The organism is Streptomyces sp. NPDC096013 (assembly GCF_044763565.1).
GTDB lineage: Bacteria > Actinomycetota > Actinomycetes > Streptomycetales > Streptomycetaceae > Streptomyces.
Genome location: NZ_JBIWGK010000002.1, coordinates 657,552 through 673,846, shown reverse-complemented (window position 1 = coordinate 673,846; position 16,295 = coordinate 657,552). Strand labels below are relative to the sequence as shown.

15 protein-coding genes and 2 pseudogenes are annotated in these 16,295 nt (G+C 72.1%); 10 read left to right on the top strand and 7 right to left on the bottom strand.

Features of this window, described 5'->3' with window-relative positions; translation table 11 throughout:
- Positions 1 to 35: 35 nt before the first annotated feature.
- The 5 genes and pseudogenes from ACIRB1_RS10520 (at position 36) to ACIRB1_RS10500 (ending at position 5,248) form a co-directional block, all read left to right on the top strand.
- Positions 36 to 590 (top strand): methylated-DNA--[protein]-cysteine S-methyltransferase, encoded by a 555-nt coding sequence (locus ACIRB1_RS10520; RefSeq protein ID WP_403465253.1) that lies wholly within the window; start codon positions 36 to 38, stop codon positions 588 to 590.
- 93 nt (positions 591 to 683) lie between these two features.
- Positions 684 to 1,993: pseudogene (locus tag ACIRB1_RS10515) on the top strand (MFS transporter).
- Between the two features lie 70 nt (positions 1,994 to 2,063).
- Positions 2,064 to 3,296: a formaldehyde dehydrogenase, glutathione-independent gene (fdhA, locus tag ACIRB1_RS10510; RefSeq protein WP_403465252.1), complete on the top strand. Its 1,233-nt coding sequence runs from the start codon at positions 2,064 to 2,066 to the stop codon at positions 3,294 to 3,296.
- Between the two features lie 141 nt (positions 3,297 to 3,437).
- Positions 3,438 to 4,343: a pseudouridine-5'-phosphate glycosidase gene (locus ACIRB1_RS10505; RefSeq protein ID WP_352183821.1), complete on the top strand. Its 906-nt coding sequence runs from the start codon at positions 3,438 to 3,440 to the stop codon at positions 4,341 to 4,343.
- Entirely contained in the window at positions 4,340 to 5,248 is a 909-nt protein-coding gene (locus tag ACIRB1_RS10500; protein WP_352183820.1) for a sugar kinase, read from the top strand. The genes ACIRB1_RS10505 and ACIRB1_RS10500 overlap by 4 nt, the downstream gene beginning before the upstream one ends.
- Positions 5,249 to 5,488: 240 nt before the next feature.
- Here ACIRB1_RS10500 and ACIRB1_RS10495 read toward each other — a convergent pair whose 3' ends face one another.
- The gene (locus ACIRB1_RS10495; protein ID WP_403465251.1) at positions 5,489 to 6,283 is read right to left on the bottom strand and encodes a methyltransferase domain-containing protein; all 795 of its coding nucleotides are present in this window, start codon (positions 6,281 to 6,283) and stop codon (positions 5,489 to 5,491) included.
- A gap of 305 nt (positions 6,284 to 6,588) precedes the next feature.
- Here ACIRB1_RS10495 and ACIRB1_RS10490 point away from each other — a divergent pair, with 305 nt between their 5' ends.
- Positions 6,589 to 7,716, top strand: a complete 1,128-nt coding sequence (locus tag ACIRB1_RS10490) for a magnesium and cobalt transport protein CorA (RefSeq protein WP_352183818.1) — start codon at positions 6,589 to 6,591, stop codon at positions 7,714 to 7,716.
- A 33-nt stretch (positions 7,717 to 7,749) separates the two neighbouring features.
- On the opposite strand, the gene ACIRB1_RS10485 is transcribed toward ACIRB1_RS10490, so the two are convergent.
- The 3 genes and pseudogenes from ACIRB1_RS10485 to ACIRB1_RS10475 all read right to left on the bottom strand — a co-directional run bounded on the left by ACIRB1_RS10485 (position 7,750) and on the right by ACIRB1_RS10475 (position 9,381).
- Positions 7,750 to 8,178 (bottom strand): CBS domain-containing protein, encoded by a 429-nt coding sequence (locus ACIRB1_RS10485; protein WP_352183817.1) that lies wholly within the window; start codon positions 8,176 to 8,178, stop codon positions 7,750 to 7,752.
- A 260-nt stretch (positions 8,179 to 8,438) separates the two neighbouring features.
- Positions 8,439 to 9,080 carry a uridine kinase gene (locus tag ACIRB1_RS10480; protein WP_403465250.1) on the bottom strand — a complete coding sequence of 214 codons (642 nt, stop codon included), beginning with the start codon at positions 9,078 to 9,080 and terminating at the stop codon, positions 8,439 to 8,441.
- Between the two features lie 17 nt (positions 9,081 to 9,097).
- Positions 9,098 to 9,381, bottom strand: a pseudogene (locus tag ACIRB1_RS10475) (winged helix-turn-helix transcriptional regulator).
- Positions 9,382 to 9,660: 279 nt separating this feature from the next.
- On the opposite strand from ACIRB1_RS10475, the gene ACIRB1_RS10470 reads away from it, so the two are divergent.
- The 4 genes from ACIRB1_RS10470 to ACIRB1_RS10455 all read left to right on the top strand — a co-directional run bounded on the left by ACIRB1_RS10470 (position 9,661) and on the right by ACIRB1_RS10455 (position 13,919).
- Positions 9,661 to 10,362, top strand: a complete 702-nt coding sequence (locus tag ACIRB1_RS10470) for an NAD(P)-dependent oxidoreductase (RefSeq protein WP_403465249.1) — start codon at positions 9,661 to 9,663, stop codon at positions 10,360 to 10,362.
- Positions 10,363 to 10,406: 44 nt separating this feature from the next.
- Complete coding sequence (locus tag ACIRB1_RS10465) at positions 10,407 to 11,156, top strand: DUF2293 domain-containing protein (RefSeq protein ID WP_403465248.1); 750 nt, start codon at positions 10,407 to 10,409, stop codon at positions 11,154 to 11,156.
- A gap of 629 nt (positions 11,157 to 11,785) precedes the next feature.
- The gene (locus tag ACIRB1_RS10460) at positions 11,786 to 12,265 is read left to right on the top strand and encodes an anthrone oxygenase family protein (protein ID WP_352183812.1); all 480 of its coding nucleotides are present in this window, start codon (positions 11,786 to 11,788) and stop codon (positions 12,263 to 12,265) included.
- A 166-nt stretch (positions 12,266 to 12,431) separates the two neighbouring features.
- Entirely contained in the window at positions 12,432 to 13,919 is a 1,488-nt protein-coding gene (locus ACIRB1_RS10455) for a glutamate synthase subunit beta (protein ID WP_403465388.1), read from the top strand.
- A 346-nt stretch (positions 13,920 to 14,265) separates the two neighbouring features.
- Here ACIRB1_RS10455 and ACIRB1_RS10450 read toward each other — a convergent pair whose 3' ends face one another.
- The 3 genes from ACIRB1_RS10450 to ACIRB1_RS10440 form a co-directional block, all read right to left on the bottom strand.
- On the bottom strand, positions 14,266 to 15,078 hold the full coding sequence (locus tag ACIRB1_RS10450; protein WP_403465247.1) for an SAM-dependent methyltransferase: 813 nt from the start codon (positions 15,076 to 15,078) through the stop codon (positions 14,266 to 14,268).
- 101 nt (positions 15,079 to 15,179) lie between these two features.
- A complete protein-coding gene (locus ACIRB1_RS10445; protein ID WP_019060458.1) occupies positions 15,180 to 15,434 on the bottom strand; it encodes a DUF397 domain-containing protein in 255 nt (84 codons plus the stop codon).
- Positions 15,435 to 16,295 carry a helix-turn-helix transcriptional regulator gene (locus ACIRB1_RS10440; protein ID WP_352183810.1) on the bottom strand — a complete coding sequence of 287 codons (861 nt, stop codon included), beginning with the start codon at positions 16,293 to 16,295 and terminating at the stop codon, positions 15,435 to 15,437.

Below are 16,295 nucleotides of genomic sequence, written 5' to 3'. Positions count from 1 at the left end.
GGGGCGTTGTCAGTGCCGGGTCGTACGGTGGGCGCATGGACAGCCATGGGCAGAACGAGCAGCGGGTCGTGTGGACCGTCGTCGGCACCGACATCGGTCCGCTGCTGCTGGCCGCGACGCAGGACGGCCTGGTCAACGTCGTGTTCCACGCCACGGACGCGGTACGCGACAAGACCCTCGACCGACTGGCGTCCCGGCTGGGCACCGAGCCGGTCGAGGCCCCCGACTCCCCGCTGCTGGCCGAGCCGATACGTCAGGTCGAGGCCTACTTCGCCGGTGACCGGCGCGATTTCGACCTGCCGCTCGACTGGTCCCTGATCTCCGGCTTCAACCGCCAGGTGCTGCGCGAGCTGGCGTCCGGCGTGCGGTACGGCGCGGTCGTCGGGTACGGCGAGCTGGCCGGGCGGGTCGGACAGCCGGGCGCGGCCCAGGCGGTCGGGGTGGCGATGGGGTCCAACCCGCTGCCGGTCGTCGTGCCATGCCATCGCGTCGTCGAGAGCGACGGCGGCATCGGCGGGTTCGGAGGCGGCCTGGAGACGAAGCGGAAGCTGCTGGCGCTGGAGGGGGTGCTGCCCGAGCCGCTGTTCTGAGCGCTCGGACGGACAGGGGGACCAGGGGGAGGTCACATTGCTGAGGACCGGCTTCATGCACGCGTGCGGGCGCGGCGGCCCGGGGTGGGCGCCGTGACCGCGGTCGAGGGGCGGGGCGCGGTGCCCGTCGCGGCGGAGCGGCTGCCCGCGCTGCGGCGCCGGGTGTCCGGGGTGCTGATCGCGACGCAGATCCTGGGCGGGCTCGGAGTCGCCACCGGGGTCGCGCTGGCCGCCGTACTGGCCAGGCAGGTCAGTGGGACGGAGTCGCTGTCCGGGTTGGCTCCTACGGCGACCGTGACAGGCACGGCGGTGCTGTCGATGCCGTTCGCGGCGCTGATGACGGCGCGCGGCCGGCGTCCCGGGCTGGTCCTCGGGTATCTCGTCGGGGCGCTGGAGCCGGGGTCGTGGTGCTCGCGGCGAGCATCGGGAGCTTTCCGCTGCTGCTGTGCGGCATGGCCGGGTTCGGGGCGGCCTCGTCGGCGAATCTGCAGTCCCGGTTCGCCGCCGCCGATCTGGCCGAGCCGGAGCAGCGGGCCCGGGCGATCTCCCGTGTCGTGTGGGCGACGACCATAGGGGCGGTCCTCGGACCCAACATCGCGGCGCCCGCGGGCCGTAGCGTCTCCGGGCTCGGGATACCCGCGGCGGCCGGGCCCTTTCTGTGGGCGGGTGCGATCTTCCTGGTCGCCGCGGTCGTGGTCGCCGTACTGCTGCGGCCCGATCCGTTGCTGACGGCGCGGGCGCTCGCGCCGGACGAGGACCGGTCACCGTCCGCGCGGTCGTTGCGGGCCGGGTTCGCGGCGGTGATGGCCTCGCCGCGGGCGCGGCTGGCGCTGGTGACGGTGGCCGTGTCGCACACGGCGATGGTGTCGGTGATGGCGATGACCCCGGTCGAGCTGGGGCACCACGGGGCGGGCATCGATCTGATCGGGCTGGTGATCAGCGGGCACATCGCGGGGATGTACGCGTTCTCGCCGCTGATGGGGAGACTGTCCGACCGGGTCGGGCGGCTGTCCGGGATAGGGCTCGCGGTGGGGCTGCTGGCCTGCGCCGCGTTCCTCGCCGGTACGGCGGGCGGGAGTCACGGGCGGATCGCGCTGGGCCTGTTCGTGCTGGGCCTGGGCTGGTCGGCGGGGCTCGTCTCCGGCTCGGCGCTGCTCACGGACTCGGTGCCGCAGCCCGCGCGTGCCGCCGCGCAGGGGCTGTCGGACCTCACGATGAACACCTCGGCGGGCATCGGCGGGGCGGTGGCCGGACTGGTGGTCGCGGAGGCGAGTTACGGCTGGCTGAACCTCACCGCCGCCTGCCTGCTGATACCCCTGGCCGCGCTGGCCCTGTTCACCCGCTCCCGGAAGATCCCGGTTTCCGATGTCCCGCGAAGGGTGGCCGGGAGGCCGAGCCGGTAGCAGACTCCGCCGTGCGCGCGCACAGCCACTGGCATCCGGGGGATCGGAGCCGAAGGGACGGCGAACACGCATGAGTGGAAGCGGAAACAGGGCAGTCGCGTATCTCAAGCCGGGCGCGGTCGAGGTCAGGACCATCGACTATCCGACGCTTGAACTGCAGGACGGGCCGGGAGTCGCACGCGAGAACGTCGGCCGCAAGTGCCGGCACGGTGTGATCCTGAAGGTGCTCGCCAGCAACATCTGTGGCAGCGACCAGCACATGGTGCGCGGCCGGACGACCGCGCCCGAGGGGCTGGTCCTCGGACACGAGATCACCGGAGAGGTCGTCGAACGAGGGCCGGACGTCGAGTTCATCGACGTGGGCGACATCGTCTCCGTACCGTTCAACATCGCCTGCGGGCGGTGCCGCAACTGCAAGGAACGCAAGACGGGCATCTGCCTGAACGTCAACCCGGCCCGCCCGGGGGCGGCTTACGGCTATGTCGACATGGGCGGCTGGGTCGGCGGTCAGGCCGAGTACGCCATGGTCCCGTACGCGGACTTCAACCTGCTGAGGTTCCCGGACCGGGACGAGGCACGCGAGAAGCTCCTCGATCTGACGATGCTGTCGGACATCTTCCCGACCGGTTTCCACGGCGCGGTCACCGCGGGCGCCGGGGTCGGGTCCACGGTGTACGTCGCCGGGGCGGGTCCGGTCGGTCTGGCGGCGGCCGCTTCGGCGCAGCTCCTGGGCGCCGCGGTCGTCATCGTCGGCGACCTGAACGCCGAACGCCTCGGCCAGGCAAGGAGTTTCGGCTGCGAGACGGTCGACGTCTCGCGCGGCGACATCGGGGAGCAGATAGCCGAGATCCTCGGCGAGCCCGAGGTGGACGCCGCGGTGGACGCGGTCGGCTTCGAGGCACGGGCCCACGGCCCGGACGCCCCGGAGGCGCCGGCGACGGTCCTCAACTCGCTGATGGGCATCACGCGCGCGGGCGGTGCCCTGGGCATCCCCGGGCTGTACGTCACCGCCGACCCCGGCGGGGTCGACGAGGACGCGAAGAGCGGCACCCTGAAGGTGCGGCTCGGCCTCGGGTGGGCCAAGAGTCACGCGTTCACGACCGGTCAGTGCCCGGTGATGACGTACCACCGGAGTCTGATGATGGCGATCCTGCACGGGCGCGTGCACATCGCCAAGGCCGTGAACGCGACGCCGATCAGCCTGGAGGACGCGCCGCGCGGCTACGCCGAGTTCGACCAGGGCGCCAGCCGCAAGTACGTGCTCGATCCGCACGGCACGCTGGCGGGCGTGAGCCCGGTCTGACGCGTGGAAAGAGGGGGCCACGCACGCGTGGCCCCCTCTTTCCACGTCGGGCGCCGGTGGTGTCTCCCACAGCCCACGGGGGTTTGACCGGGCGCGGTACCCGCCAGGGATGAGGGAAGACCGAACGACAGGAGGCCCGTGGTGCTGGTGGTGTCCGAGGAAGTACGCGAGGCGATCGACGCGCGTCGACCCGTGGTGGCCCTGGAGTCGACGATCATCGCGCACGGGCTGCCGCGCCCGCGCAATCTGCGGGTGGCGCTCGAACTGGAGGACGCGGTACGGCAGGAGGGTGCCGTCCCCGCGACGATCGCCGTGCTGGACGGGCGGCCCCATGTCGGCCTGGACAAGGAGCAGTTGGAACGGGTCGCCAATGAGGACGGCATCCGCAAGCTGGGCCACCGCGACCTCCCGCTCGCCGTGGCGGCCGGGGCCAGCGGAGCGACCACGGTGTCGGCCACGGCGCTGCTGGCGGCGCGGGCGGGCATCCGGGTGTTCGCGACCGGCGGGCTCGGCGGGGTGCACCGGGAATGGACGGTGACGCAGGACGAGTCCGCCGACCTGGGCCTGTTGGCGTCCACCCGGATCACGGTGGTGTGCGCGGGCGTGAAGTCGATCCTGGACGTGCCGGCCACCCTGCAACGCCTGGAGACGCTCGGTGTGGCGGTCGCCGGATACGGCACGGACCGCTTCCCCGGCTTCTACCTCTCCGACTCCGGATACCCGGTGGACTGGACCCTGGAGACCCCGGAGCAGGTCGCGGCCGTGATGCGCGCCCAGGACGCGCTGGACGCCCCGGAGTCGACGCTGATCGTCGCCAACCCGGTGCCCGAGGACGAGCAGTTGGACCCCGCGCTGCACGCGTGCGTGCTGGCCGACGCGCTGCACGCGTGCGAGGCGGAGGGCATCACCGGACAGGCGGTCACCCCGTTCCTGCTCGGCTACCTGGTGGAGCACACCGACGGCGCCTCCCTGTCCGCCAACCTGGCGGCCGTACGCGGCAACGTACGGCTGGCGGGGCGGATCGCGGCGGCCTGGGCCGAGGCGTGACGACAGGGCCGAACGGCGCCCTCCTGGTCGTCGGGGACGTCGTCACGGATGTCGTCGCCCGGCACCGGGGCCCGCTCGCCCCGGGCACCGACACCGCTGCCACGATCCGTACCGTGCCGGGCGGCGCGGGCGCCAACGTGGCCTGCTGGGCGGCCCATTGGGGCTGCGCGGACGTACGGCTGCTCGGCCGCGTGGGTGAGGACGCGGCGGCGTGGCACGAGCGGGAGCTGATCGCGTCCGGGGTGCGGCCCCGTCTCGTGGTCGACCCGGAGGCGGCCACCGGGACGGTGATCTGCCTGGTCGACACGGGGGCGTCGGCCGAGCGGACGTTCCTCACCGACAGCGGCACGTCCCTGCGGCTCGATCCCGGCGACTGGTCGGACACGCTGCTCGACGGCGTCGTACGGCTGCATCTGTCGGGGTATCTGCTGTTCTCGGAGCCGAGTCGGGCGCTGGTGGCGGCGGCGATGGAATCGGCACGCGCGCGTGGGGTGCCGGTGAGCCTCGATCCGGCGTCGGCGGGGTTTCTGACGGAGCTGGGCGTGGACCGTTTCCTCGCGCTCGTCGAGGGGGTGGACGTCCTGCTGCCGAGCCGGGACGAGGCATGCCTGCTCACGGGCCTGCCCGATCCGGCGGACGCGACAGCCAAGTTGAGCCGTCATGTCCCCCTGGTGGTCACCAAGCAGGGCGCCGAAGGAGCCCTCGTGGCCCACTCCGGCACGGTCCACGCACGCGTGCCCGCCGAGCCGGCCACACCCCGGGACACCACCGGCGCGGGCGACGCCTTCACGGGGGCGTTCCTCGCGACGCTGCTGACGGGCGCCGAACCGGAGGAGGCGGCGCGGGAGGGGTGCCGGGCGGGGGCGCGGGCGGTGGAACGGGTGGGAGGCCGGCCGGGGGCGTAGGAGGTGCGGGCTTGCAGGGGTGCGCGGGGAGTGGACGGTGGTGCGGGGCTCGGACGGGAAACAGGTGGCTCCTGCCGACATCAGCCTCTACGTGAAGACCGGCGCCGCGCATGAACGTCCCCGCGCCCGCACCCGCAACCGCACCCGCATTCGAACGCGAACCCGGACACCGAACCCGCAGCCCACGCCCACCCTCACGGCAGGCATCGCCCAACCCGACGTCAAACTCCCGCCCCCCGCCTACGCCTTCCGCCCCCATGCCGAGATCATCGGTGCCGTCGCGAGGTCCATCGAACCGGATGCGACGTTGGCGAGATGGCGGTCGATGTCCTCGTCCGTAGCCAGGCCCGCGGTGACGAGTTGGTCGCGGATCTGGCGGACCGTCGCGGATTCGAGGGCGGCGCAGGCCGGTGAGGTGACCGGGAAGTACGCGTCGGCCTCCACGCGGCGCAGGCCGGCCTCGCGGAGCAGGCGCGGGAGCCGGCGGCCGTAGGAGAGGTCTGCGCCGCGGGCGGCGAGGAGTTCGCGGAAGCCGTGCCGGAGGCGGTTCGCGAGTTGCTGCTCGGGGCCGTGTTCGTCGGGGCAGAGCAGGGGCTGGAGGGCGGGGTCGGCGTCCTCGACCAGAAGGCGGCCGCCGGAGCGCAGGGACGCGATCATCGAGTACAACGCCCGTTCACGGTCCGGGACATGGACGAGTACGAGGCGGGCGTGCACGAGGTCGAAGCCCTCGCCCGGCGGTTCCTCGGCGCCCACGTCGTGGACACGCACCTCGATCGGCGGGCGGGCGGCCGAGGCGACCTGGGAGGTGTCGATGTCGGTCGCGAGAACCTTCCCGGTCGGGCCGACCTTCTTGGCCAGCCAGGACACCACCGAGGTGCCGCCGACGCCGACCTCCCAGACGCGCCAGCCGGGCCCGACGCCCAACCCCTCCAGGTGCCGGAAGGTGGTGGGGTCGAAGAGCGTGGCGAAGGCGTCGAAGCGCTGTCCCGCCTCGGACTGCCGGTTGTCGAGGAGATACCCGTCGGATCGCGTCATGCCGCGATCATCCCAGTTGCCCCGCTTGTCGGAAGGGGGCGACGCTCCGGTTGTCGGGAGGGGTGAACTCCGCTTGTGGCGGGGGCGGCGATCCGGTTCGGGCTCCGGCCCGCGACGCCTTCGCCACGACCGCATACCGGTTCGTCCGCAACCGCGTACCGGTTCGTCCACGGCCTCATCCACAGGCGGGAACAAAGCGGAGGATTCCGTTCCCACAGGCTTACCCGCGGCTCACGCGGGCCTGGCAAACTGGCACGCCAAGGCGCAGAAATGCGATGCGAGAGGATCCACGCAAGGAGATCCGGATGTCCATGGCAGGGAATCTTCGGAAGGTCACGGGCCTGGGCAGGGTCGGCGGCCTCCGCAAGGTGGCGCGGCTGGCCCGGCGGCGCCCGCGGGTCGACCTGAGCCACCACGCCCGGTCGCCGCTGGGCTCCTCGGTGGTGAAGTGCGTCACGTATCAGGACGGCGTCCGCGTCCCCGTCGCCGGCGATCTGGTGGACACCGTCGAGCGGGTGCGCAAGAAGGACGACGGCTTCGTCTGGCTCGGCCTGCACGAGCCGACGAACGAGGAGTTCGCGGGCATCGCCGAGCTCTTCGACCTGCACCCGCTGGCGGTCGAGGACGCCGTCGAGGCGCATCAGCGCCCGAAGGTGGAGCGTTACGGCGAGACGCTGTTCGCGGTGTTCAAGACGGTCTGCTACGTCGAGCACGAGAAGCTGACGGCGACGAGCGAGATCGTGGACACCGGCGAGATCATGGTGTTCATCGGCACCGACTTCGTGATCACCGTGCGGCACGGACGGCACGGCTCACTGGGGCCCCTGCGCGAGGAGTTGGAGTCGGACCCCGGGCAGCTCGCCAAGGGCCCGGCCGCGGTGCTGCACGCGATCGCGGACCATGTGGTCGACGACTATCTGCTCGTCACGGACTCGGTGCAGGCGGACATCGACCAGGTGGAGACGGACGTGTTCGCGGAGAACGGCGCGCGGGCGGACCCGGGCCGTATCTACCAGCTCAAGCGTGAACTCCTGGAGCTGAAGCGGGCGGTGGTCCCCCTCGGCCGACCACTGGAGGAGCTGGCGACCCGGCCGATGCGGGTCATCGGACCGGAGATACAGGCCTACTTCCGGGATGTCTCCGACCATCTGCTGCGCGCGAAGGAGCAGATCGCGTCCTTCGACGAACTGCTCAACTCGATCCTTCAGGCGCACCTGGCGCAGGTGACGGTCGCGCAGAACGAGGACATGCGGAAGATCACGGCCTGGGCCGCGGTGATCGCCGTGCCGACGATGGTGTGCGGTGTGTACGGCATGAACTTCGACCACATGCCGGAGCTGCACTGGCGGTTCGGCTACCCCCTGGTGATCGGCGTGATAACCGTGGCGTGTCTCGCGCTGTACCGGGGCTTCCGGCGCAACGGCTGGCTCTGAGCGGCAGCCGCTGGACCGGAGCCGTCCGATGGTTCAGCGCATACCGCTGCGGGCGTAGACGCTCTCGACCCAGCCGGCGAGCTGTTCCTCCGTCAGATGCTGGGCGAGGTCGGCCTCGCTGATCATGCCGACGAGGCGTTTGTCGTCGATGACGGGGAGCCGGCGGATCTGGTGTCCCTTCATCTCCTGGAGCACCTCGCCGACATCGGCGCCGGCGTCGATCCAGCGGGGTGTGCCCTGGGCCATCTCGCCGGCGGTGATCCTGGCCGGGTCATGGCCCATGGCCACACAGCCGACGACGATGTCCCGGTCGGTGAGGATGCCGCAGAGGCGTTCGTTCTCGTCGCTGATGGGCAGGGCTCCGACGCCCAGTTCGCGCATCAGCTGGGCGGCGCGGTCCAGGGTTTCATGGGCGGGGATCCACTGGGCGCCCCGGTGCATGATGTCTCCGGCGGTGGTCATGAAGTACCTCCCGGTGCCGGACGGCCGGCGCGGCACAGAACGTTCCGCTAGTCCCGGCGCCCTACATTCTCGCCGCGCGACGGGACGGACGCACCTGGACGGTCCCGGTTTCCGGTGCGTGGGGGCGCTCCGGATCACCGCGGATCATCCCCTTCACCCCCGGTGGATCTGCTGGCCCCTGGTGGATCCGTTGAACCCTGATGGATCCCTTCCCCGCCCGACGGACCCGTTCCTCCCCCGGTGAACCGCTGCGAGCCGGTTCACCCGCCCCACGCCGGGTGACGCGGGTCGTCAGCGCGGATCAGGACGTCCGCCGTGCCGGCCGGGTCGGTCTCGGCCTCGTAGCGCTCGAAGGCGGGGAGGGTCCAGTGCTCGGGTTCGGGGGTGCGGCGGCGCAGGGCGCCGGGTGAGAGGAGGACGTGGACGGTCAGGTCGAAGGGGAACCAATGGCGAAGAAGGAGGGGTCCGTGCAGCAACAGGATGGCGCCGGGCGGGAGTTGGACGTAGGGGCTGCGGGTGGCTCGGTCGGCGACCGGGTCCCACAGGTCGGGCAGGACGCGGCCGTCGCCGTCCGGATCGAGCGGGCCGAAGACCTCGCGCCACAGGGCGCGGGTGTCGAACCAGCCGTCGTAGTACGCCTCGACGTCCTGCCGTCCGTACTCCAAACGCAGCGAGGCGGGGCGCAGGAAACCCTCGGTGCCGACGACGAGCGAGGGGCGGCCACGGACGCGCAGGGCTTCCGCGACGCGTTCGGCGAGTTCGCCGGGGCGGGCCGCCGGGGCACCGTCGAGGGCGACGCGCGGCCAGGGGCTGCCGTCGGCCGGCTTCAGGTCGAGCAGGCGCTCGGCGAGGAGGTCGCCGAGCCGGTCCCAGGTGATCGCTTCCAGTCGCACAGGGCCCATGATGCGTCAGGCCGCGATCAGCGTGCGTCGGGCCGGTGGTCGCGACGGGTTGCGAGGAGGTGCGGGAGGTGGGTCTCGCTCCAGGCGCGGGCCGCGTCTAGGAGGGGGACGAGGGTGCGGCCGAGCGGGGTGAGGGCGTACTCGACGCGGGGCGGTTCTCGGCGTACGCGGTCCTGGTCAGCAGGCCGTCGCGCTGCATCGCGCGCAGGGTCTCGCTGAGGACCTTGGGAGTGACCGCCTTGAGGGGGGTGCGGAGTTCGGTGAAGCGACGCGGGCCGCCTTCGAGGCAGCGGACGACCATGCCGGTCCTCCCCCACTGCCTTGAGGGCGTGGGCGGTGCCCCCAGTCGCCGACGCGGAAGGGCATCGCGGAGGAGGGAACAGACGGGGTCGAACATGTCGGGGTCGAGCGGGTCCCGCATATCGAGGTCGGGCGGTTCCGGCCGTGCGGCGTCCGTCGCGTCGGTCATGTGCCGAGGCTAGCGCCGGTTCCGTTGAAGTAACCGGGGCTGTGCGGCCTAGCGTGCAGGCCGGGCGGCGAACAGCGTTGCCGGGCAGGGGGGTTGGGCATGATCGGGATCATGGTTCTCGGGGCCGGTGGCCGAGCGGGGCGGGCCGTGACGGCGGAGGCGCTCGGGCGTGGGCACGAGGTGACCGCCGTGGTGCGGGGTCCGGCGCGGTACCCGGACCTCGCGGTGCCGGGCGTCTCGGTCGTACGGGGCGATGTGACCGATGCCGGTTCTGTGCGGGAGGCCACGGGCGGGGCGGTGGCAGCCGTGCACGCGGTGTCGCCGTTCAGCGGGCCCGAGCAGGGGTTCGACGCGCTCGATCCCGGCTTCTTCGTCAAGGCGGCGGACGCGTTGCTGGCGGGGCTGGCCGGGACGGGGGTGCGGCGGCTCGTCGCGGTCGCGTTGTTCGCGGATCTCCTCGGGGCGGACGGGCGGCCGGTGATGGACGACCCGTCGGCGTTCCCGCCGGAGATACGGCCGTTCGCGCTGGCCCACACGGCTGGGCTGCGGCGCCTGCGGGAGGCGGGCGGGAGCGAGGTGGACTGGGTGATGCTCACCCCGGGCGGCGGCCTGGACCAGGACGCCCCGCGCACCGGGCGCCACCGCCTGGGCGACGAGCGGGTGCCGGAGGGTGCGCCCGGCTTGTCGTACGCGGACCCGGCGGTGGCGGTGCTCGACGAGATCGAGACGCCGACCCGGCACCGGGTGCGGGTGTCGGTGTTCGTGCCGCGTGACGTGCGGAGCGCGGAGGAGAGAGGGACGGAAGAGAGATAGGAGAGAGGCGCACAGAGGAGGGGAATGCTTCTTGTATGGCCGGCATGGCACGCAGCGCTCGTTCGACACCGCTTGGGACTCCACCTCCGTCAACTTCCCCTGGGCTTCTGGTGGTTCAGCCGCTGCGGAAGCGGCACTGTGCCGGGTGCCGTCGGGGGCAGTTGCCGTTGCTGGTCGTCGAGGGCGGTGTGCCGCGGTGTCTCGACTGCGTGGATCTCGGGCATCTGGTGTTCCTGCCGCGCGGCGACACCGCGCTGACACGCAGGGCGCGGGAGGAGAGCGCGCTGTCGGCGGTGGTGGTGCGGTTCGACCGGCGCCGGGGACGGTACGAGCGGCAGGGCGTACTCGTCGAGGAGTCCGGGCTCGCGCGGGCCGAGGAGCGGTGCCTCGCGGACGCGGAGGCGCGGCGGCGGCGCCGGGTGCGGGACGCGGGGCGGCGGGCCGCGGAGGACGTGCGGTTCGCGGGGGCGTTCGCGGCGCGGATACGGCACCTGTTCCCCGGTTGCCCCGAGGACCGGGCCGAGGCGATCGCCGCGCATGCCTCGGCGCGGGGCAGCGGGCGGGTGGGGCGGAGTGCGGCGGGGCGGGCGCTGTCCGAGGGCGCGGTGGTCTCGGCGGTGGTGGCATCCGTACGGCATGTGGACACGCCCTACGACCAGTTGCTGATGAGTGGGGTGCCGCGATATGAGGCGCGGCGGCGGATCGCGGTGGGGGTGGAGGCAGTGCTGCGGGGGTGGCGGGAGGAGGGGCTGCGGGCGGACCCGGCGGCGGGGAGGGAGGTGGACGCCGGGTGAGAAGGAGACCGGTGAGGACCCCGGAGTCCCGACGCACGCCCGACCTTGGCACCGCCCGACCTTGGCACCGCCTGACCCCCGTGGCGCCCAACCTCCGCGCCACCCGACTCCGCGCTGCCCAACCCCCGCGCCACCCGACCCCGCGCTGCCTAACCTCCGCGCCGCCGACCTTGCCACCGCCCAACCTCCGCGCCGCCCAGCCCCCTGGCACCTGACCCCTGTGGCGCCCGACCTCCGCGCCACCCGACTCCGCGCCACCCGACCTGGCACCGCCGAACCCCCGTGGCACCTGACCCCGTGGCGCCCGACCTCCGCGCCACCCGACCTGGCACCGCCCAACCCCCGTACCGCCCACCCCTTGGCGCCCAACTCTCACGCCACCCGACCGACTGACACCCCGCCCAACCGTCCCTCAGCCCGACCCTCACACCGCCTAACCTCCTCGCCTCCCAACCTCCGCGCCAACCGCCAACCGCCAACGGCCAACCGCCCCCGGCCCACCCCCATAGACGCTCACGCATGCCCCGGCGATTCTCGGCCATGGTGGGCGGGCCGGGGGCGGTCTTGACTTGTCTCCGTGATGGGGGATGGGCAGGATCTCGGCTCTACGGGCGGGAGTTGGTGTCGGCATGATCGGTGAGCCGTATGTGACGTTGACGGTTCTGGGGGTGCTCGCGACCGGGGTGATGGCCGGGGTGTTCTGTGCCTTCTCCGTGCTGGTCATGCGGGGGCTGGCCGGGCTGCCGCCCGCGCAGGGGGTCGCGGCGATGAACGCGATCAACAGGGCGGCGATGACGCCCGCCTTCATGCTGCTGTTCGCGGGTTCCGCGGTGGTGTGCGCGGTGATCGCGGTGGTGACGTTCGTGCTGTGGCCGGATCAGGGGACCCTCGAACTGCTGCTGGGCAGCGCGCTGTATCTGTTCGGTGCGTTCGGGCTGACCATCGTCGCGAACGTGCCCCGCAACGAGGCGCTGCTGAAGCTGGACCCGGGGACGCCGGAGGCCGCCGCGTACTGGCCGTCGTACGTGCGCGAGTGGACGATGTGGAATCACGTCCGCGCGGTCGCCTCGGCCGCCGCCGCGCTGGTGTACATGCTGGCTCTCACCTGAGAGAAACCGCATGATCACCTGAGCGGAAGCTGGTGAGACCCCGCGGAATCCGGGCAGAAAGCCGTCTCGTCCACTCTGCGCGCCCGGCCGATGGGCCTTATCGTGGCTGAAAGAGTGCCGCCCGATGACGCACGGCCTGTCGTACGCGGACGCGAGGAAGACCGCCATGGCCGATCCCAAGGGTTTTATGACCACTCCGCGCGAGGAGTGGCCCCGCAGGCCCGTCGAGCAGCGGGTGCGGGACTGGGACGAGGTGTACGTCCCCGGTGCCCTGCTGCCGATCGTGACGAGGCAGGCGGACCGGTGCATGGACTGCGGTGTCCCGTTCTGCCACGACGCCTGCCCGCTCGGCAATCTGATCCCCGAGTGGAACGACCTCGTCTCGCGCGAGGACTGGCGCGCGGCGAGCGACCGGCTGCACGCGACGAACAACTTCCCCGAGTTCACCGGGCGGTTGTGCCCGGCGCCGTGCGAGGCGGGGTGCGTGCTCGCCATCAACCAGCCCGCGGTCACCATCAAGAACGTCGAGGTGGCCATCGCGGACCGCGCCTGGACCGACGGTTTCGCGCCACCTCGGCCACCGGACCGGTTGTCCGGGCGGACCGTCGCGGTGATCGGTTCCGGGCCCACCGGCCTCGCGGCGGCACAGCAGTTGACGCGCGCCGGGCACACGGTCGCCGTGTACGAGCGGGACGACCGGCTCGGCGGGCTGATGCGGTACGGCATCCCCGAGTTCAAGATGGAGAAGCGGCATCTGGAGCGGCGGCTCGACCAGATGCGGGCCGAGGGCACCAAGTTCCGTACGTCGACGACGGTCGGGCGGGACATCGGGGCGGCCGGACTGCGGGCGCGCTACGACGCGGTGGTGATCGCCACCGGAGCGACGGCGTGGCGTGAACTGGACGTGCCGGGGCGGGAGTTGACCGGCATCCACCAGGCGATGGAGTACCTGCCGCTGGCCAACCGGGTGTGCGAGGGCGACCTGGCGGCCTCTCCCCTGTCCGCCGCCGGGAAGCACGTGGTCATCGTGGGCGGCGGTGACACGGGGGCCGACTGCCTCGGTACGGCGGTGCGTGAAGGGGCCGCGTCCGTCACGCAGTTGGACATCTACGCGCAGCCGGTTGCCGAGCGCGACGAGGACGTGGAGCCCTGGCCGACGTACCCGAAGATCTACCGGCTGTCGGCCGCGCACGAGGAAGCGCGGGACCTGGAGACGGCGCCGGCGGCGCACGCGGACGCGCGGCTGTTCGCGGCGTCGACGCTTCGCTTCGAGGGGGACGAGGACGGACACGTACGGTCTCTGCATCTGGTCGAAGTCGACGAGCGGCGGCGCCCGTTGGACGGTTCCGGGCGCAGCCTCCCCGCCGATCTCGTGCTGCTCGCCCTCGGCTTCTCCGGGCCCGGCCGGGAGGACGGACTCATCGACCAACTGGGGCTGGCGATGGCCCCGCGCGGCACGGTCACCCGGGACGCGGACTTCGCGACGAGTGCGCGCGGGGTGTTCGTCGCCGGGGACGCGGCGCGCGGGCAGTCGTTGATCGTGTGGGCGATCGCGGAGGGGCGGGCGGTGGCGGCGGCCGTCGACCGCTATCTGACGGGGAGTTCCCAACTCCCGTCGCCCATCGGACCGTACGACCGCCCCATGACCGTGTGAGGCGGGGGGCGGCGAGGTGCCGCTGCCGCCGGAGGGGCGGGAGGACGCGAGCGAGCCCCGGCCGGGCTGCGACGGGCCTGGCACGACCTCTCCGACTCGGGCCCCGGGCCTGGCGCGACCACCCCAACCCGGGCCCGGGCCTGGCACGACCACTCCAACCCGGGGCCCGAGGCCGGCACGACCACCCCAACCCGGGCCCGGGCCTGGCACGACCACTCCAACCCGGGCCCGGCGCCGGAGCGGCCGCCGTTGCCGGTGGTCGCCCCGCGCGGGCAGGTCTGTCAGCCAGCTGGTGGACGCACCAGGACGCATGCTGTCGTGGTGCGGAATCAGCGGATCAAGTGTTTCAGGGCTTGCGGCCCACCGCCCCGTAGCCCGGAATCGTGCCGTCTTCCTGCCCCGGCACCGGTTCGCCCAGTTCCGGGTGCCACCGGTCGACCACCGCCACGCCGGGCTCGACCAGGTCGAGGCCGTCGAAGAAGCGGGCGAAGCCGGCGCGGGAGCGGAGGGTCAGGGTGATGCCCGACGCCGTGAGTTTCTCGACCGCCGCCGTCGACTCCTCCGGGGTGAAGTCGGCGGTGGCGTGGGTCATCATCAGGTAGCTGCCGCTGGGCAGTCGGGACAGCAGATCGTCGACCAGGTCGTGCGCGCCGTCCTCGTCGGTGACGAAGTGCAGCAGCGCGACCAGGGACAGGGCGACGGGCTGGGTGAGGTCGAGGACCGCCCGCGCGCCCTCGATGACGGCCTCGGGCTCGCGCACGTCGGCCCGCAGATACGCGGTCGCACCCTCGGGTGTGCCACGCAGCAGTGCCTCGGAGTGGGCGAGCACGATCGGGTCGTTGTCGCAGTAGACGACTCGCGCGTCGGGCGCGATGCCCTGTGCGACCTGGTGCAGGTTCGGCTCGGTCGGGATGCCGGTGCCGATGTCCAGGAACTGCCGTACGCCGTGCTCGGTGAGCCAGCGGGTGGCCCGGTGCATGAACGCGCGGTTGACACGTGCCATGACCGGCACCCTCGGGTCGAGGGCGAGCATCTGGCGGCCCATCTCCGCGTCGACGGGGTGGTTGGCCCCGCCGCCGAGGTACCAGTCGTACATCCGGGCGGGGTGGGGCCTGGTGGTGTCGATCTCGTCGGACTTGTCGGTGGGCCGCACGGTCATGGCGTGCTCCATAAGGTCCTGAAGCTCTTACTGCAACACGTGGTCAAGTCAGTACCAAATTAAGGAGGTTCGGTAAGGAAAAAGCATTCAGCACAGGCCGGTCAGGAGAGCAGGAAATCCGCCTCGCCCGCTTTCGCCCCCTCGATGAAGGCCGTCATCTCGTCGGTCGTGTAGATCAGGGCCGGCCCGTCCGGGTCGGTGGACTGACGGACGGCGATCCGGCCGTCGGCGAGCTTCATCGCCTCCAGGCAGTTGCCGCCGTTGCCGCCGCTCCACGGCTTGTGCCAGCCTTCGCTTCCCAAGTCCCGCGCGGGCATACCGTTGTAGACGCTCATACGCGGCTTGATGCGATCCATTCACAGCTCCTTGCGGAGATCCTTGAGGATCTCCTTCGTGCGATGTGCCGTAGCGGCCTGCGCCGCCATGCGGTCCATGACCTCGAGATGGGTCGCCACCTCTTCGCGCGCGTCCAGATAGACGGCGCCGGTCAGGTACTCGCTGTAGACCATGTCCGGCAGTTCTGACATGGCAAATCGGAACAGCACGAAGGGCCCGTACGTGCCTGGGTGCGGCCCCGAGGAGAACGGGGCGACCTGCAAGGTCACGTTGGGCAGCTTCGTGGCGTCGAGCAGCTTGTCGATCTGGGCTCGCATCACCTCCGGACCGCCGACCGGACGGCGCAGGGCGGTCTCGTCCATGACGACCCAGAAGCGGGGCGCGTCGGGGCGGGTCAGCAGATCCTGGCGCTGCATGCGCAGCGCGACATGGCGCTCGATGTCGTCGGGATCGGTCTGGCCGATGGCACCGGACTTCAGCACTCCGCGCGCGTACTCCTCGGTCTGCATCAGCCCGGGCACGAAGTGCGGTTCGTACGACCGGATGAGCGCGGCCGCGCCCTCCAGGCTGACGTGCATCGAGAACCAGCCGGGCAGGATGTCGTGGAAGCGCTGCCACCAGCCGGGCCGGTTGGCCTCCTCGGCGAGCTGGACGAAGGCCTCGGCCTCCTCGTCGGAGACGCCGTAGGACTTCAGCAGGAGCTGGAGGTAGGGGATCTTGAGAGAGACCTCCGCCATCTCCATGCGGCGGACCGTGGCGGGGGCGACACGGAGGACGCGGGCGGCCTCCTCGCGCTTGAGCCCCGCGCGTTCCCGCAGGTCCAGCAGGCGCCGGCCGAGGACGACCTGGCCGACCGTCGGTGCGGACCGCGGCTCGCTCAC

What these genes read in the sequence shown, in the direction of transcription:
- ACIRB1_RS10455 (WP_403465388.1), top strand. Translation starts at nt 12,432, where the DNA reads ATGGCCGATCCCAAGGGTTTTATGACCACTCCGCGCGAGGAGTGGCCC.
- ACIRB1_RS10450 (WP_403465247.1), bottom strand. Translation starts at nt 15,078, where the DNA reads ATGACCGTGCGGCCCACCGACAAGTCCGACGAGATCGACACCACCAGG.
- ACIRB1_RS10470 (WP_403465249.1), top strand. Translation starts at nt 9,661, where the DNA reads ATGGTTCTCGGGGCCGGTGGCCGAGCGGGGCGGGCCGTGACGGCGGAG.
- ACIRB1_RS10480 (WP_403465250.1), bottom strand. Translation starts at nt 9,080, where the DNA reads ATGGGCCCTGTGCGACTGGAAGCGATCACCTGGGACCGGCTCGGCGAC.
- fdhA (WP_403465252.1), top strand. Translation starts at nt 2,064, where the DNA reads ATGAGTGGAAGCGGAAACAGGGCAGTCGCGTATCTCAAGCCGGGCGCG.
- ACIRB1_RS10445 (WP_019060458.1), bottom strand. Translation starts at nt 15,434, where the DNA reads ATGGATCGCATCAAGCCGCGTATGAGCGTCTACAACGGTATGCCCGCG.
- ACIRB1_RS10495 (WP_403465251.1), bottom strand. Translation starts at nt 6,283, where the DNA reads ATGACGCGATCCGACGGGTATCTCCTCGACAACCGGCAGTCCGAGGCG.
- ACIRB1_RS10465 (WP_403465248.1), top strand. Translation starts at nt 10,407, where the DNA reads ATGGCACGCAGCGCTCGTTCGACACCGCTTGGGACTCCACCTCCGTCA.
- ACIRB1_RS10460 (WP_352183812.1), top strand. Translation starts at nt 11,786, where the DNA reads ATGATCGGTGAGCCGTATGTGACGTTGACGGTTCTGGGGGTGCTCGCG.
- ACIRB1_RS10485 (WP_352183817.1), bottom strand. Translation starts at nt 8,178, where the DNA reads ATGACCACCGCCGGAGACATCATGCACCGGGGCGCCCAGTGGATCCCC.
- ACIRB1_RS10490 (WP_352183818.1), top strand. Translation starts at nt 6,589, where the DNA reads ATGTCCATGGCAGGGAATCTTCGGAAGGTCACGGGCCTGGGCAGGGTC.
- ACIRB1_RS10520 (WP_403465253.1), top strand. Translation starts at nt 36, where the DNA reads ATGGACAGCCATGGGCAGAACGAGCAGCGGGTCGTGTGGACCGTCGTC.